At 65.2% G+C, this 15,859-nt stretch carries 10 protein-coding genes; 6 read left to right on the top strand and 4 right to left on the bottom strand.

All coding sequences use genetic code 11. The features are described 5' to 3' along the window. Window positions 1-98 precede the first annotated feature (98 nt). The gene (locus tag OIK44_RS04755) at window positions 99-1,886 is read left to right on the top strand and encodes a hypothetical protein (RefSeq protein WP_273669555.1); all 1,788 of its coding nucleotides are present in this window, start codon (window positions 99-101) and stop codon (window positions 1,884-1,886) included. A gap of 7 nt (window positions 1,887-1,893) precedes the next feature. On the opposite strand, the gene OIK44_RS04750 is transcribed toward OIK44_RS04755, so the two are convergent. Then, a complete protein-coding gene (locus OIK44_RS04750) occupies window positions 1,894-2,814 on the bottom strand; it encodes a DMT family transporter (protein ID WP_273669554.1) in 921 nt (306 codons plus the stop codon). Between the two features lie 119 nt (window positions 2,815-2,933). Here OIK44_RS04750 and OIK44_RS04745 point away from each other — a divergent pair, with 119 nt between their 5' ends. Continuing rightward, a complete protein-coding gene (locus OIK44_RS04745) occupies window positions 2,934-3,860 on the top strand; it encodes a LysR family transcriptional regulator (RefSeq protein ID WP_273669553.1) in 927 nt (308 codons plus the stop codon). Between the two features lie 21 nt (window positions 3,861-3,881). On the opposite strand, the gene OIK44_RS04740 is transcribed toward OIK44_RS04745, so the two are convergent. Continuing rightward, window positions 3,882-8,045: an EAL domain-containing protein gene (locus tag OIK44_RS04740; protein WP_273669552.1), complete on the bottom strand. Its 4,164-nt coding sequence runs from the start codon at window positions 8,043-8,045 to the stop codon at window positions 3,882-3,884. 37 nt (window positions 8,046-8,082) lie between these two features. After that, on the bottom strand, window positions 8,083-10,386 hold the full coding sequence (locus OIK44_RS04735; RefSeq protein ID WP_273669551.1) for a PAS domain S-box protein: 2,304 nt from the start codon (window positions 10,384-10,386) through the stop codon (window positions 8,083-8,085). 247 nt (window positions 10,387-10,633) lie between these two features. On the opposite strand from OIK44_RS04735, the gene OIK44_RS04730 reads away from it, so the two are divergent. After that, complete coding sequence (locus OIK44_RS04730) at window positions 10,634-10,888, top strand: hypothetical protein (protein ID WP_273669550.1); 255 nt, start codon at window positions 10,634-10,636, stop codon at window positions 10,886-10,888. Window positions 10,889-10,914: 26 nt separating this feature from the next. Then, window positions 10,915-11,337 carry a Fur family transcriptional regulator gene (locus tag OIK44_RS04725; RefSeq protein ID WP_273669549.1) on the top strand — a complete coding sequence of 141 codons (423 nt, stop codon included), beginning with the start codon at window positions 10,915-10,917 and terminating at the stop codon, window positions 11,335-11,337. Here the strand turns inward: OIK44_RS04725 and OIK44_RS04720 are convergent. Then, entirely contained in the window at window positions 11,317-12,327 is a 1,011-nt protein-coding gene (locus OIK44_RS04720) for a CobW family GTP-binding protein (protein ID WP_273669548.1), read from the bottom strand. The two genes, OIK44_RS04725 and OIK44_RS04720, sit on opposite strands and share 21 nt — an antisense overlap. A gap of 239 nt (window positions 12,328-12,566) precedes the next feature. Between OIK44_RS04720 and OIK44_RS04715 the strand changes: the two genes are divergently transcribed. Next, the gene (locus OIK44_RS04715) at window positions 12,567-12,962 is read left to right on the top strand and encodes an Hpt domain-containing protein (protein ID WP_273669547.1); all 396 of its coding nucleotides are present in this window, start codon (window positions 12,567-12,569) and stop codon (window positions 12,960-12,962) included. Window positions 12,963-13,243: 281 nt separating this feature from the next. After that, window positions 13,244-15,802, top strand: coding sequence for an EAL domain-containing protein (locus tag OIK44_RS04710; RefSeq protein WP_273669546.1), 2,559 nt, complete (start codon window positions 13,244-13,246; stop codon window positions 15,800-15,802). Window positions 15,803-15,859 lie beyond the last annotated feature (57 nt).

Here is a 15,859-nt window from a genome sequence, read left to right as displayed (position 1 = left end):
ATTTTGGCAATGGCTGTGATATTATTTTTATCGCATAGTGACATCACAGGCCGCCATCCTTGCGGGGAAGCGGCAATTCCCACAGGAGTGAAGCACGCATGGGTGCCGACGATAATTCCTTGCTACGTTATTCCGAATCCTGCACATCCGTCGCCGCCGAGTACATCGAGCGCTCGACCCGCTTTAACGTCAAGGACGTGCGTGTGCTCGACGCGCGCTCCGCGATGCGGCAAGTCCTGATCACCATTCGGCATGAACTGGAGGTCACGTCCGCAATCCAGGAACATCATGGGCTCCACCAGCCCGACCATGGCGATCTGGGCAGCGACAGTTGGGCCCGCTACCAGGAGCAAGTCGCCGCGCAAGCCGAATCCGAATTCACGCGTGCGGAAACGATGGACAGCCTGGTCAACGCCGTCACCAGCCAGGCCTACGCGGTCATCTCCGGCAAAACCTGCATTCGCACCCACCCCAGCCGCCTCTTTCACACCTATGCCTGCGGCGAATGCAATGGCGCCGGCAACGTCGCTTGCCGCGACTGCTCGGGTTCAGGCGAAGTTCCATGCAGCGATTGCGACGCTAGCGGCAATGTCAACTGCCCCAACTGCCACGGCAGCAAAACCGTCACGCAAGTCCGTCGCGTCTTCAGTGCCGAAGGACGCGAGAGTATCGTCAAGATCGATTGCGAATGCACTTCTTGCGTATTCGGTCAAGTCAAGTGCTACAGCTGCGGCGGCTCGGGCTGCGAGCGATGCGCCACTTGCCGCGGCTCAGGGCACCTCAGCTGCGCGGCGTGTTCCAGCCACGGTTGCCTGACAAGAATCACCACGACACATACCTACACCAACCCCAGTTTCAGCGGGCGCTATCTGCAAGGCACGCCAGACTATGTACATTCCGCCCTGTCCAAGGTCGGCTTTGCGCATCTGGAAAACTACGCCAGCATTGCGCTTCAGAACACGCATGTGACACGGGATACCGCATCCGTGGAGTTCCTCTACGAGTGCAGCATGCCATTTTGCGAGCTGTCGATCGATGTGATGGGACTCAAGTCAAATTGGATACTCTTCGGCGCCGCGCCACAGATATTCGACGCCGGCGGCGCCCTGGAAGCATTGTTGAAGAGTGATTTTGAGCACCTCTCGACCGTGGCGGGCAGCCGTTCGCGCTGGCGGCCCTGGTTTCACCGCCCGGCAACACATGCCGTCGCGCCATTCATGGAATCCGAGTTGAACCAGCAGCTCATTGAGGCCAGTTCCGCTGGGGTGGCGGCAAAAGAGATCGCCGAATGCGTCAATTGGTCGGTATCCGAAAGCTATATTCAAGAGTCCTTGTTAAACTTGAAGAGGACGGTGCGGGTCGCCGCGAACTGGTCGCGCTTGAAGTGGCTACTCGCGCTCACCCTGCTCTCCTTGCCATTTGCCATTGCGGCCGTGGCGTATCTGAAGCATGAAAAACGCCTGGAGTTCCTCCCTGGCGCGCAACTGCCGATTTACCCACCGCATTCATCCGGTTTCATGTTGGAAATGGCGCTGATGACGGTTCCCTTCACCGCGCTGGGATGGTTCCTTGCTCGGTGGATCAGTACGCGCTGGCTAAAGAAGGCTGGCGACAAGAGGATCGTCGTGTGGGCCGAGCAAAACGGCCTGCTGATGGGAAAATGGACCGCCATCACGATCATCGTCATGGCGGCTGGCACCGCCGGCGCGTTCTTCAACCGCTGGCCGCTGTGGATAGACCCGGCAGGCAAGGCGTATGGACAGTTCGCCTTATTCCAGCCGCCGCAAATAATCCACACGGTACAGCCAACGATGAAGGTCGTCGAAAAGAAGCGCGGCCTGAATAAGAAGGCCGCACAGCAGAAAGCGGACAATACGACACGCTAAGGCGGGACTACCTCGCAAGCACCTTGACCGCTCCTCCGTGTTGTCCCCACCATACGCCCGCCAATGCGAGCAACCCGCCAACGAGATGGTAGGCATGTAATTGTTCGCCCAACAGCGTGGCGGCGGCCAGTGCAACGAAGATCGGCAGCAAGTTCATAAACAAGCTGGCGCGCGCGGGTCCCAGCCGTTTGATGCCATTCATCCAGCAAAACGGCGCCCCGATCGAGGCCGGGATGCCAGCATACAGAATCAACGGGATATTCTGCGCCGTGATGGGCGAGCTTGGCGCCAGCCACCAGAACGGCATCAGCAACAGGATGCCGAAGCCAATCTGCACATACAGTTGCTGCCATGTCGATAAAGGCAAGGCCCAACGTTTCAGCAAGACGCCGTAGAGCGCGTTGGAGGCGACCGCGACCAACATGAGGGCATCGCCCGGATGGACCGAGCCGTGCAGCAATGCGCCGGGCTGCCCATGCGTGCTGAGCACCAGCAGGCCCAGCAAGGACACGCCGGCGCCGCCCAGGCGCGCGGCGCTCAGCCTTTCACCGGCAAAACAACTGGCCAGCATCGCGGACAGCAAGGGCATCAATGCCACCACCACGCCCATGTTAATGGCTGAGGTGGTTTTCGCGGCCTCATAGGCAAGGCCCTGATACATCCCCATTCCCAGACATCCCAGAAAAGCCAGTTTTGGCCAGTGCGCCGCCACGATGGCACGTTGCCGCCATACGGAATGCAATAGAAACGGCGTCAGGACCAGCCCGGCCAATAACCACCGATAAAAGGCAATGGCGGCAGGTTCGATGAGCACGGCGGCGGCCTTGGTCACCAGGGTGTTGCCGGTCCAGATCAGCACTGCCAGCAAAGGAAAGAAAGAGAAACTGGCGGGCGCCCCGTTTTCGGCCATTGATGTGTGTTGTCGCATGATGTGCTGTGGATGCCCCGTTGATCAAGATAGCCTATCCTCCTCTGCCGGCACCATTGTGTAAAGTGATAGTATTGCAATCAATTGCTGCACCGTATGCAGCTATCTGGATGACCGGAATGAAAACCTCAGCCTTGAATCGTCTCGATTTCAATTTATTGCTGGACCTGGATGCCCTGCTGCGCGAAGGTAGCGTGGTGGGAGCGGCGCGTGCCCTGCATCTGAGCGCGCCGGCGATGAGCCGCCGTTTGACGCGCCTGCGCGAAGCCATCGGCGATCCCTTGTTTGTCCCGGCTGGACGCGGCCTGGTGCCGACCCAGCGAGCCTTGGCCTTGCGCGAGCGCGTGCAAGCGGCGATTGAGGAAGTGCGCGGCGTTTTCACGTCCGAGGAGGTGGATTTTGCCGGACTGCGGCGCACGCTTACGTTACGCGCGAACGATGGCTTCGCGGGCGCGTGGGCGACTCGCCTGGCTACTGCCATGGGGGCGGAAGCGCCTGGCATCACCTTGAATTTCATTGCCCGCAGCGACAAGAATATTGAGGGTTTGCGTAACGGTGTCATCGACCTGGATATCGGCGCGCAAGGACAGCTTGAAGCCGAAATTTACAGCGAGCCGTTGTTTCGGGCCGGGTTTGTCGGCGTGGTGCGGGAAAACCACCCCCTATTCCAAAATAGAGCCGAGGCGCAAGTCAATGCGGCAGACTTCGTATCCTGGCCGCACATTTCGGCATCGCTGCGAGGTTCGGGCATCGGGCGCGTCGATACGGCGTTGAAAGAACTGGGTCTGCACCGGCGTGTCGCCATCATGGCGCCAGGCTTTCAAGCCGCGCTGGTCATGGCCGCCACGTCCGACTATATTGCCGTCCTGCCAGAGCCGTATGCCCGTTGGGCAAGCTCGCACCACCGCCTGCGCCTCTTCACATTGCCGATAGCGCTGGCAGATGTTGAGGTATCCCAAAGCTGGCACAAACGCCACCACGCCGACCCCGTGCATCGTTGGCTGCGCGGTCATGTCCGTGCAATTTGCGATACCGGCACGCAGTGATGGCCGCCCTCGGCCGCTCCCTCAAGCCAGCAGGCGCTGGCGCCGGAATGCGTCGCGGATATGTTCGCGCAGCGCCTCGTCGCTCCATGGCTTGCTGAGAAATTGGAAGATAGCGCCCTGCTTGAGGCCCTCGTCGACGGCGTCGGCGTCGGGCTGGCCCGACAGCATGATGCGCACCGTGGCCGGATACAACTCCTTGGCGATGTCGAGGAACGCCGCTCCGCTCATGTCCTGCATGCGATGGTCCGCCAGAATCACCTGTACCGGATGGGCGGCCAGCAGCTCCAGCGCTTCCGCGCCGCCGGACGCGGTCAGCACGCGGTAGCCGTCCTGGCTGAACAGGCGCCGTAGCGCCGACAAGCTGCCCGCCTCGTCGTCGACGATCAGCAAGGTGTCGGCGCGCCGGTCCGGCAACGGCGCCAGCGTCAGGCGCTTGTTCGCCCGCAGCATCGCCTCGAAGTCGGCGCCCGCCACGGGCCGGCTGAAATAATAGCCCTGCAGTTCGTCGCAGCGCTGGCGCCGCAGAAATTCCAGCTGCTCGGCCGTCTCGACGCCCTCGGCGACGACGCGTAGGCCCAGACTGTGCGCCATCGCGATCACCGCCGTGACGATGGCGGCGTCCTCCGCCTTGTTGGTGATGTCGGTGATGAAGGCGCGGTCTATCTTGACGAAGTCGAAGGGGAAACGCTTCAGATAGGCCAGCGAGGAGTAGCCGGTGCCGAAATCGTCGAGCGACAACTGCACACCCAGGCTTTTCAGCGCCTGCAGGTGGCCGATGGCCTGCTCCGGGTCGCCCATGACGACCGACTCGGTCAGCTCGAACTCGATGTGCCGTGGCTGCAGGCCGTGGCGCTGCATCGCCGCGCGGATGGACTCCTGCACCTTGCCGCGCTTGAACTGCACGGCCGACAGATTGATCGCCACCGGCACGATGCGCACCTTGGCCGCCTGCCACGCGGCCTGCTGCGCGCACACGGCCTCGATGGCCCAGTCGCCGAGCGGCACGATCAAGCCGCTCTCCTCGGCCGCCGGAATGAATTCCAGCGGCGACACCATGCCGCGCTCCGGGTGCTGCCAGCGCATCAGCGCCTCGGCGCTGACGACGCGCCCGCTCATCAGGTCGACGCGGGGCTGGAAATGCATCCTGAACTGGTTTTTCTCCAGGCCCTCGCGCAAGGCTTGCTCCAGGGCGATGCGGGCGGCGATGGCCGCGTTCATCTGCGGCGCATAAAACAGATAGCGCTCGCCCGAGGATTTGGCCTTTTTCAAGGCCACCTCGGCGTGCTTGAACAGGCTTTCCGCATCGGCGCCGTCGGCCGGATACACGGCCACGCCGGCGCGCACGGCCAGGCGCACCTCCTGCTGCGCCACCGTGAACGGCTGGCCCAGCGGCAGCAACACCTGCTGCTCCAGCAAGGTCGCGGCGGCGCTGTCGTGGGCCAGGCCGCCGAAGGCGATGGCAAAGGTGTCGCCGCCTATGCGCGCCAGGCTGAACGGTTCCTGCAAGGTGCCCTGCAGGCGCTGCGCCAGCAGTTTCAGGACCTGGTCGCCGGCGTGCCGGCCCAGCGCCTCGTTGAGCTGGACGAAGTGGTCGACGTTGACGACGGCGGCCGCGACCACCTCGCCGCAGCCGCCGGCCGCGTGCAGGAACTGCTCCAGCCTGTCGTGGAACAGCACGCCGTTCGGCAGCCCCGTCAACACGTCGTAGTAGGCCAGGTAGTTCAGGCGCTCCTCTTTTTCGATGAACTGCAGGCCGAACGACAGGTCGCCGGCCAGCTCGTCGAGCAGCTTGATGCGGTCCGGCTGGGCGAAAAAGCCCGCTTCGTCGGCGAACAGGGCGATCACCGCGACCACCCGGCCCTCCACCTCCAGCGGCAGCGCGGCGACGGCGCGGTGGCCGCGCGCGCGCAACTCGCCGCGCAGCGCCAGCATGCTCGGCTCGGTGTCGACGTCGTTGCAAATGACTTGCCGGCCGTCGCGCACGGCGACGCTGGCGGGGCGGTCGCTGCCGGGGCCGCCGGCGCGGGCGCAAAAATGGATCTGCGCGGCATAGGCGGCATCATCGCCGCCCGCGCTGGCGCTGGCGACGACGCGGCCGTCGCCCGTCTCGGCGTCCAGCACCCCGGCCCAGGCCATGCCGAACGCGCCATGACTGACGGCCACCCGGCAAGCCTCGCGCAGCAGTTCGTCGCGGTCGCGGATGCGCACGATCGCCGAATTGATGCCGCTGAGCATGGCGTAGATCTGCCCCATGCGGACGATACGCTGCTGCTGCTCCTTCTGCTCGGTGACGTCCTGTATCGTGTTGAACCAGCGCGCGCCGTGCCCGCCGCCGCCCTTGCTGTCGAGCGGTTCGAACACCTGCTGCAGGTGAATCACGCTGCCGTCGCCGCGGCGGATGCGGTATTCGACGTCATGGCGCTGGCCGCTGCGGCCGGCGGCGATGCAGGTGTCGCGAAAACGCGGGCGGTCGGCCGGCTCGACCAGGGCGAGCCAGTCGCGGTTGCTCGGCGGCAGCGCGCCGCCGTCCAGGCCCAGCAATTGCGGCAGCGTCGCCGACCAGTTCTCGAACACGCCGTCCGGCCCCGTCACCACATGGGCCATGCGGGCCACCAGCTGGGCCCGCTGCAAGCCAGCCTCGCGCTCGGCCAGGGCTTCCTGCAACTGCATCTGCTGGGTGATGTCGGCGGCGATGCCGGCCACCCGGTAAGCCTTGCCGCCGGCGTCGAGGATGGGGAAGCCGCGCGCGTGTATCCAGCGCACCTTGCCGTCGGGGCGCACGATGCGGTAGCGGTAGTCGAAGGCGGCGTCGGTGCCGCCGCGCCGCCTCGACTCGGCCGCGCCCAGGCGCGCCGCGTCGTCCCGGTGGAGCGCGTCGTACCACGAGCGCGGCCGTTCATACAGGCTGGCGCAACTGCGCCCCCACACCTGCTCGTAGGCCGGGCTGACGTAGAGCATCTGGCTGTTGGCCGGGTCGGTGAGGAAGAACACTTCGTCGATGGCGTCGGCCAGTTGGCGGAAGCGCTCCTCGCTGTCATGCAGGCGGTCGGTGATGCGCCGCCGCTCCAGCAAATCCGTTTCCAGCTGCTCGACGTTGTCGCGGATTTTTTCGTACAGGGCCAGGTTTTCGTAGGCCACCGCCAACTGCGTGGCGACGGTGGCCACGGCGCGCTCATCGACCTCGCTGAACTGCGGCGCGCCGAGCCTGTCGAGCAGATACAACCAGCCGTAGCTGCGCCCGGCCGTGGCCACCGGCACGCCGAGGAAGGCCTGCGCCGGCGGGTGCCAGGCGGGCAAGCCCAACGCCAGCGGGTGTCCGTCCAACTGGCACAGGCGGCACGGCTGGCGGCCGTCCAGCAGGCCCGCCAGCACGCCGATGGCCGCCGGCATGCCGGCCAGCCGGTCGCGGAAGTCGCCGTTGATGCCGCGCACGGCGTGGTAGCGCAGGGCGCCATCGCCGTCGCCATCGCCGACGATGCCGATGACGGCGACGCGCGCCACGCTGATGTGCTGGGCCACCCGGCAGGCCGTTTCCAGCAGGCGCTGCGGATCGCGCTCGACGCTCATCTCGATGCCCATGTCGATCAGGGCGCTCAGGCGCAGGCCGACGTTCTGCAAGTCCGTCAGCGACTGCGACAGCCGCCCCGTCACCTGCTGCAACTGGCCCGGCCCGGCGCCGCCGTCGGCGCCGGCAGCCAGCCGCGACATCAGCTCGCGGCTCTGTTCGAGCTCCTGCAGGTATTCGCCCAGCTTGATGTCGATGGGCGTGCGCGTGCCGTCCGCCGGCGCCGCCACGGCGCCGCCGGCCTCCTTCGCCGGCAGGCCCAGGGCCTCGCGCACGGTGCCCAGGATCACGTCCGGCGCCGCCGGTTTTTTCAGCACCCAGCGCACGTCGCAGCTGCGCGCCATCACGGCCGCCTCCTGCATGCTATAGGTCGCCGTGTAGAAAATTACCGGGATGTCGGCCAGCGCGGGCTCGGCGCGCAAGCGGGTGACGAATTCATGGCCGTTCATGTTCGGCATCAGCAGGTCGGTGATGATCAGCGCCGGCCGCTGTTCGCGGGCCATGGCCAGGCCCTCCAGACCGTCCGAGGCCACCAGCAGCGTGTGCTGATCGAAGCCGAGCAGCGCGACCAGGAACTGCCGGTTCAGAATGTGATCGTCGACGATCAGTATGCTCGCCACCCTATCTCCCTCGCATGAAAATGCCGCGACTGCCGCGCTACGGCCGCGGCGCGGCCGCGCTGAAGGCCAGCGCGCTGTCGATCGCCTCGGTGAACTCCTCGATGTTGATGGGTTTGGTGATATAGCGGAAAAAGCCCGCCTCGATGCCGGCCCGCACGTCGTGCGGCATGGCATTGGCAGTCAGCGCGATGACGGGAATGGCCGCCGTCAGCGGATCGAGGCGCAGCACTTTCTGCGCCTCGCCGCCGCTCATGCCGGGCAGGTTCATGTCCATCAGGATCAGGCGCGGCAGGTGCACGCGCGCCAGCGCGATGCCCTGCGTCGCGTCGGGCGCCGACAGCAGCCGGATGTCGCTGCGAAAATGCAGGATTTCCTGCACCAGGCGCAGATTGGCCGGGTTGTCCTCGACATACAGCAGCGTCGGCACGCCTTCATCGAGCGGCGCCGGCGGCCGCGGCGGCGGCGCCGCCGGCGCACCGTCGTCGCCGGGCGCCGCCAGTTGCGCCGGCGGCGCCGCCGCCAGCTCGATCCAGAAGACGCTGCCGATGCCGGCCGAACTGGTCACGCCGATCTCGCCGCCCATCAGCTCGACGAGGCGCTTGGTCAGCACCAGGCCGATGCCGCTGCCCTCCTCGGCGCCGCCCTCCTGCCCCAGGCGGTTGAAGGGCTGGAACAGCGAATCGAGCTGGTCGGGGCGCAGCCCGATGCCGGTGTCCTGCACGGTCAGCCGCACCCGCCCCGGCGTGACGGCGACGCAGTCGATCACCATCGCCCCCATCTGGCGGTTGTACTTGATGGCGTTCGAAAACAGGTTGAGGATGATCTGCTTGAGCCGGGTGCGATCGGCCAGCACATGGGTGTCGATGTGGCGGGGGAAAATCATGCGGATGCCGCGCTGGTTGCCCAGCGGCTCGATCATGGTCCGCGTTTCCTGTATCACCTCGTCCAGCGCCACCGGCTCCACCGACAGCGTCACCGTGCCCGATTCCACCTTGGCCAGGTCGAGGATCTCGTTGATCAGCGCCAGCAGGTGCTGGCCGGCGCGCAGCACGCAGTTGGTGAAGTCCTTGCGCTGCACGGGCGTCACCGGCAGCGACTCGTTCGTCAGCAACTGGGCGAAGCCGAGGATGGCGTTCAGCGGCGTGCGCAATTCGTGCGACATGCTGGCCAGGAAGCGGTCCTTGGCCAGGTTGGCGCGCTCCAGCTCCAGGGTTTTTTCGTGCAGGGTGCGCTCGATGGCCTTGCGCTCGCTGATGTCGCGGATCGCGCTGGAAACGAGGATCTCGCCCTCCGTTTCCAGCGGGCTCAGGCTGATTTCGACGGGAAACTCGCTGCCGTCGCGGCGCAGGCCGTACAGCTCCAGCCCGGCGCCCATAGAGCGCGTGCGCGGCTCGTTGAAAAAACCGACGCGCACGGCCGGGTGCTTCTCGCCGAAGCGGGGCGGTATCAAGACTTCGATCTTCTCGCCGAGCAGTTCGTGGCGCGGATAACCGAACAGCTTTTCCGTCTGGGTATTGATCAGCACGATCTCGCCGGCCTGATTGACGATGACGATGGCGTCCGGCGCCGACTCCAGCAGGCCGCGGAACTTCTGCTCGGCCTTGCGGCGCTCGCTGATGTCGCGGATCGCGCTCATCACCAGCGGCCCCTCCTCGGTCTGGATCGGGCTCAGGCTGATCTCGACGGGGAATTCCAGCTCGTCCTTGCGCAAGCCGTACAGTTCCAGGCCGGCGCCCATCGTGCGCGTGCGCGGCGCGCCGAAATAGTTCGAGCGGTGGCCGACGTGGCCGCCGCGAAAACGCATCGGCAGCAGCACTTCGATCAACTGGCCGAGCAACTCGCCGGCCGGGTAAGCGAACAGGTGCTCCGCCTGGCTGTTGGCGAACACGATGCGGCCGGTGGAATTGGCCAGGATGATGCCGTCGGGCGTGGATTCGAGCAAGTCGCCGAACTTCGCCGCGACCAGCTTGGCTTCGCGCAGCGCCTTGAGCTGCGTGACGTCGCGCTTGCTGCACAGGACGAATTCGATGGCGCCGCTGGCGTCGCAGACGGCTTTGCTGGCGGTGTCGACATAAATCAGCGAATGATCCTTGCGCCGGTGCAGGCATTCATAACTGAACACACCCTTGTCTTCGATCTCCCGAATCAGGTGAGCCCAGTCGTCGAGCCGGCCGGGCAGCGTGATCAACTCGCGCAAATCGCGCCCCAGCGCCTCCGCGCTGCTATAGCCGAACATCTCCTCGGCCCCCGCCGTCCAGTGCGCCACGACCCCGCTCGGTGTCGTTACAATGACACCACCCGGTGTCTGATGCAAAACCAGCTGGTCAAAATCGGTCGACATCCGTTTCCCTTCACGGCGGGCGAGCTGCGCTGGCATATTGCCGCGCTTGAAAGAGTATAGAGCGCGAGCGCCGCGTTTAACAAGCGTTGAAATACTTTCCCGACGGGACGCCCCAACGGCGTTGCGCCGGGGCCGCAGCGTCCCGCCGGGCGGGCCACACCACTATCGCCCTGCTAGTGTCCCCACAGTATCGGCATCGTCTATTCGAGCACAAGCGAGGCCCGCGCGCGCTTCGGCCGGGCGTCAATTGCTGTGGAAAATCAACATCGACGGCATGTTTACCCGAATGCCCCGAAAGTTCCCGCCATTCCGCGCAATGTTCCGGGCATTTGACGCCAGCCACATCCCCTCGCCGCGGCCGTGGACGCCGTCCCGCGCCTGTGTTCTGATCATCTGTCGCCGTCGGCCGGGGGCGGATATCTTCCACCTGATTAATAACTGGGCGTTCAAGAAGCAAGCGGCCGGCGCGGCGGCGCCCGTCGTGCTACCATACGGCAATTGAGTTGCATTAACTCAGGCTGAAACATTATGTCGACATCCACTACCCTGCACGCTGAATCACTGATTCGCAACACCGGCGCCCGCGTCACCACCACCCGCGTCAAAGTACTCGACTTCCTGTTGGGGCAAAGCGCCTCGCTGACCCACCACGAGATCCAGCACAGCCTGTCCGGCGATGGCGAAATCGACTCCGTCACCCTGTACCGTGTGCTGGAATGGCTGAGCGAAAACGAACTGGTGCACCGCATCGCCGGCGCCGACCAGGTGTGGCGTTTCGGCGCAGGCGGCGGCCACCATTCGCACGAGCACGCCCACTTCCAATGCACGAAATGCGCGACGCTGACCTGTTTCACCGAAGTGAAGTTGCCGGCCGCGCCGGCGCTGCCGGACGGCTTTCGCGGCCAGGAAATGGATTTCCTGATCAAGGGCCTATGTCCGCGCTGCGGCTAAGACCGCCGCGTCGTCGCCCTGCACGCAACGGTCCAGGCCGGCGCGCAACATCGCTTGCGGCAAATCCCTGCCGATAAACACCATCCGCGTCTCGCGGTATTCCAATTCGCCCCACGGCGCGCCGAGTTCGCAGCCCATCAGCATGTGCACGCCCTGGAACACGGCACGGCACGGCGAGCCGGCGACATGCAAAATGCCCTTGTAACGCAGCATCTGCGCACTGAATACTTGCACCACGGAGTCGAGGAATGCTTCGATCAGCGCGACATTCATCGGCCGCGCATTCTGATAGACGAACGAGGCGACGCCGTCGCCATGCCTGCGCGCGTCACCAACTGGCGCGTCGGCCGTCCACTCCAGCACGGCGTTCAGATTGAAGCCGCGGATATCCATGATGTCGCCGATAGGCACATTGCCGAAACGCGCCTTCAATATGGGGGCGCGGCAATTGATCTCCGCCAAGCGGCGGCGCAGCGCGGCCAGCTCGGTCTTTCCGACCAGATCCGTCTTCGACAACAGGATACGGTCGGCGAAGCCGATTTGCTCCTGCGCCTCGGGATGCCGGTCCAACTGGGCATCGGCGTGGCGGGCGTCGACGACGGTCAGCACGGCATCCAGTAAATAGTGCCGGGCCACGTCGGCGTCGAGAAAAAACGTTTGCGCCACCGGACCGGGCGCCGCCATGCCCGTCGTCTCGATCAGCACATGGTCGAAAGCCAGCGCACCGCTGGCGCGCTGCTCGGCCAGTGCCACGAGGGCGCGCACCAGGTCGCCATGCACGCTGCAGCAGATGCAGCCATTGTTTAATTCGACGATACGCTCGGCGCCCTGGCGCATCAACACAGCCTGGTCGATGCCCTCGGCGGCAAATTCGTTCTCGATGACGGCGATCCGATACCCGTGGCCGCCCTGCAAAATCCGCTTGAGCAAGGTGGTCTTCCCACTGCCGAGAAAACCGGTAATGACGGTGACAGGCAACAGATCGGCCATGCGAACTCCCTTTGGTAAAGGCGGCAGGCGAGGCATCACCCGCGGCGGCGCCACCAAATGCAATTAAGTTGCGCTTATGGATTGTAATGCAATTTAACTGCATTTTTACGCTTCGACGGGAACAGCAACGCTGCCGTGCAAATGATTGATCTATTACAAGGTATGATGTGGCGTATCGCCATGCTGACCCCGCCCGTTCATGCCGTCCGCATCGCCCGGGCCTAGAAAAGGAGTGTGCCATGCCCGTTTCGCCTGCCTGCCCGGAGGGGCTAACGGTGTTCACCGTCGACGTCCTCGTCCAATACCTGGGCAATGACCAGAAGGCGCTGGCGGTGGTGACGAAAATCGTCCGCGATGCCGTGTCGTCGGCCAGGGAGCCGTTCGCGCGCGCCGTCGCCGCGCTGCACGACGGCCGCCCCGCCGATACGGCGCGCATCCTGCACGGTTTGCGCGGCTCCATCGGCACGCTGGGGGCGAAGCGCTTCGTCGGCGCCGCGCTGGCCATGGAACTGGCCATCGCGGAGCAGCGCACCGAGCAGTTGCCGCTCCTGCTCGCCGGCGTGGCGAGCGAATTTGCGCTGGCGCTCGACAGTGCCGACGCCTGGCTGTCCGCGCACGCCACGCCAGCTGCCTGACTGGCGATGCCGCCGCATTGACATTTCCGCAATAACAAGTTGCGCTGTCTCAAACTTATTGAGTATTCGGAAATGCCCTGATATGATTTTCCGCTACAGCGCCAGGGCCGCCCCCCTTGTTGACGCGGTACTTATTAACGGAAGAGCGTATGCCGAACCACGCCATGGGCGACTTGCAGGACAGGATGGATGCACCGCTTGCAAGGCGCGCGACCGCCCCACGCCGCGCCGTACCGTCCGTCCGCGCCCACGGCCGCAACCCGTCAATCTAGCCGTGCGCCATGACTGTCGCCACCATCCTGATTGTCGATGACGAAGCGCTCAACCGCAAATTGCTTGAGGCCCAGCTTCAGGCCGACCAGTATGTGACGCGCAGCGCGGCCAGCGGCGAGGAGGCGCTGGCCGCCGTGGCGCTGGCGCCGCCGGACCTGATCCTGCTCGACGTCATGATGCCGGGCATGGACGGCTACCAGGTGGCCAGGGCGCTGAAGGCCGACCCGGCCAGCTCGCACATCCCCATCATCATGGTGACGGCGCTGACCGACCATGACGCCCGCCTCGCCGGGCTGAACGCGGGCGTCGAGGAGTTCGTCAGCAAGCCGGTGGACCGGATCGAGCTGTGCCTGCGGGTGCGCAATCTGTTGCGCCTGAAAGCGCTGGCGGACTTTCAAAAGAACCACAGCCTGATCCTGGAGCGCGAGGTGGCAAGCCGCACGGCCGACCTGCGCACCTTCCGCCTGGCGATGGATGCGACGGCGGACGCCATCATGCTGGTGCGGCGCGCGACGATGTTGTTTATCGAAGTCAACGCCACCGCCTGCGCCATGCTCGATTATTCGCGCGAGGAATTGTTGCGCATGGGCCCGACGGATCTGCGCGGCATCGACGCCGCCGAGCTGGCCGACGTCTACGATGCGCTCATCGGCGGCGCCAGCGCGCCCGCCTTCCTCGAAACCCATTTGTGGCGGCGCGACGGGTCGCCGATCCAGGTGGAAATCCAGCGCCACGCCCAATGGGTGGACGGCGACTGTATCATTGTTTGCGGCGTGCGCGACATCGGCGCGCGCAAGGAGGCCGAGCAGCGTTTGCACCGCCTGGCCCATTACGACACCTTGACGGGTTTGCCCAACCGCAGCCAGTTCTACGCAACGCTGGGCAAGATGCTGGCGCAGGCCGGCGGCGCCCGCATCGCCGTGCTGCTGATCGACCTCGACCACTTCAAGAACGTCAACGAAACCCTGGGCCACGGCGCCGGCGACGTCTTGCTGGGGCAGTTCAGCTCGCGCCTGGTCGAGTCCGTGCGCCTGCGCGAGAGCGTCGGCCGCCTGGGCGGCGACGAATTCGGCATCATCCTGGTGCTGCACGAACAGCAACCGGGCGCCGCCGCCCACGCCGACGCGATCCGCGACATGCTGCGCCTGCCCTTCGACCTGGGCGGCCAGGAGGTGGCGCTCAGCGTCAGCATCGGCATCGCCGTCAGCCCGGACGACAGCGGCGACCCCGACGTGCTGATGAAGTACGCGGACACGGCCATGCACCGGGCCAAGCGGGCCGGACGCGACACCTATCGATTCTTTACGCCGCAGATGGACGAGGAAGTGCGCAAGAGACGGGAATTGGAGGGGGCCTTGCGCAAGGCCATCGACAACGAAGAGTTCGTGCTGTTCTACCAGCCCAAGGTCCAGCTCGACACTGGCCGCACGGTCGGCGCCGAGGCGCTGCTGCGCTGGCGGCGGCCCGGCGTGGGCATGGTGTCGCCGCTGGAATTCATTCCCTTGCTGGAGGAAACCGGCCTGATCGGCCGGGTCGGCAGCTGGGTCATCATGGCCGCCTGCCGCCAGATCGGCAAATGGCTGCGCTCGTCCGTCGGGCCGATGCAGGTGTCCGTCAACGTCTCGGGCCACCAGTTCGGCGAGGGCGGCCTGGACCGCGACGTGCTGCGCGCCCTCAACGACAATGGCGTGCCGGCCGACTTGCTGGAGTTGGAGTTGACCGAAAGCACCTTGATGGCGAACACCGAGCACACCATCGCCACCTTGCGGCATGTGAAGCGGCACGGCGTGCAGATTTCCATCGACGATTTCGGCACCGGCTATTCCAGCCTCGCCTATTTGCGCCGTTTTCCGATCGACAAGCTGAAGATCGACATCGCCTTCGTCCGCGACATCACCAGCAATCCGGACGACGCCGCCATTGCGCTGGCCATCATCAGCATGGCCCACAGCCTGAAACTGGGCGTCATCGCCGAGGGCGTGGAGACGGCGGAGCAACTGTCCTGCCTGCGGCGCCAGGGCTGCGACCAGGTGCAGGGCTATTATTTCTCCGCGCCGCTGCCGGCCGACCAGTTCGAGCAATTTCTGCGCAAGGAGGCGGCCCGGCCGGCGCCGGCCGCCGCGCTGGCCGGACCGCGCCGCACGCTGCTGCTGGTCGACGACGAAGCCCATGTGCTGACGGCCCTGCGGCGCCTGCTGCGCCAGGACGGCTATCAAATCCTGGCGGCGCGCTCGGCCGCCGAGGGCTTCGCACTGCTGGCCCTGCACCCGGTGCACGTGATCCTGTGCGACCAGCGCATGCCGGGCATGCGCGGCACCGTCTTCCTCGACCGCGTCAAGGATATGTATCCGGACACGTTTCGCATCGTCCTGTCCGGCTACACGGACCTGGAATCGATCATGGAGGCGATCAACCGCGGCGCCATCTACCGTTTCTACACCAAGCCCTGGGACAACAAGGTCTTGCGCGAGAACATACGCGAAGCCTTCCGCCACTATGCGCTGCTGCACGGCCTGCCGCCCGGGCAGGATGATGCGCCGCAGCCGGACGCCCTGCCCGCTCCCTGATTCCTCTTTGTTGAAGAAGGTCGATGTCATCGCCTTGTCATACCCGGCGGTTACAGT

This window comes from Janthinobacterium fluminis, from assembly GCF_028595325.1.
Lineage (GTDB): Bacteria > Pseudomonadota > Gammaproteobacteria > Burkholderiales > Burkholderiaceae_D > Janthinobacterium > Janthinobacterium fluminis.
Note: the sequence above shows the minus strand (reverse complement) of the source record. Positions and strands in the feature narration are given on the sequence as shown.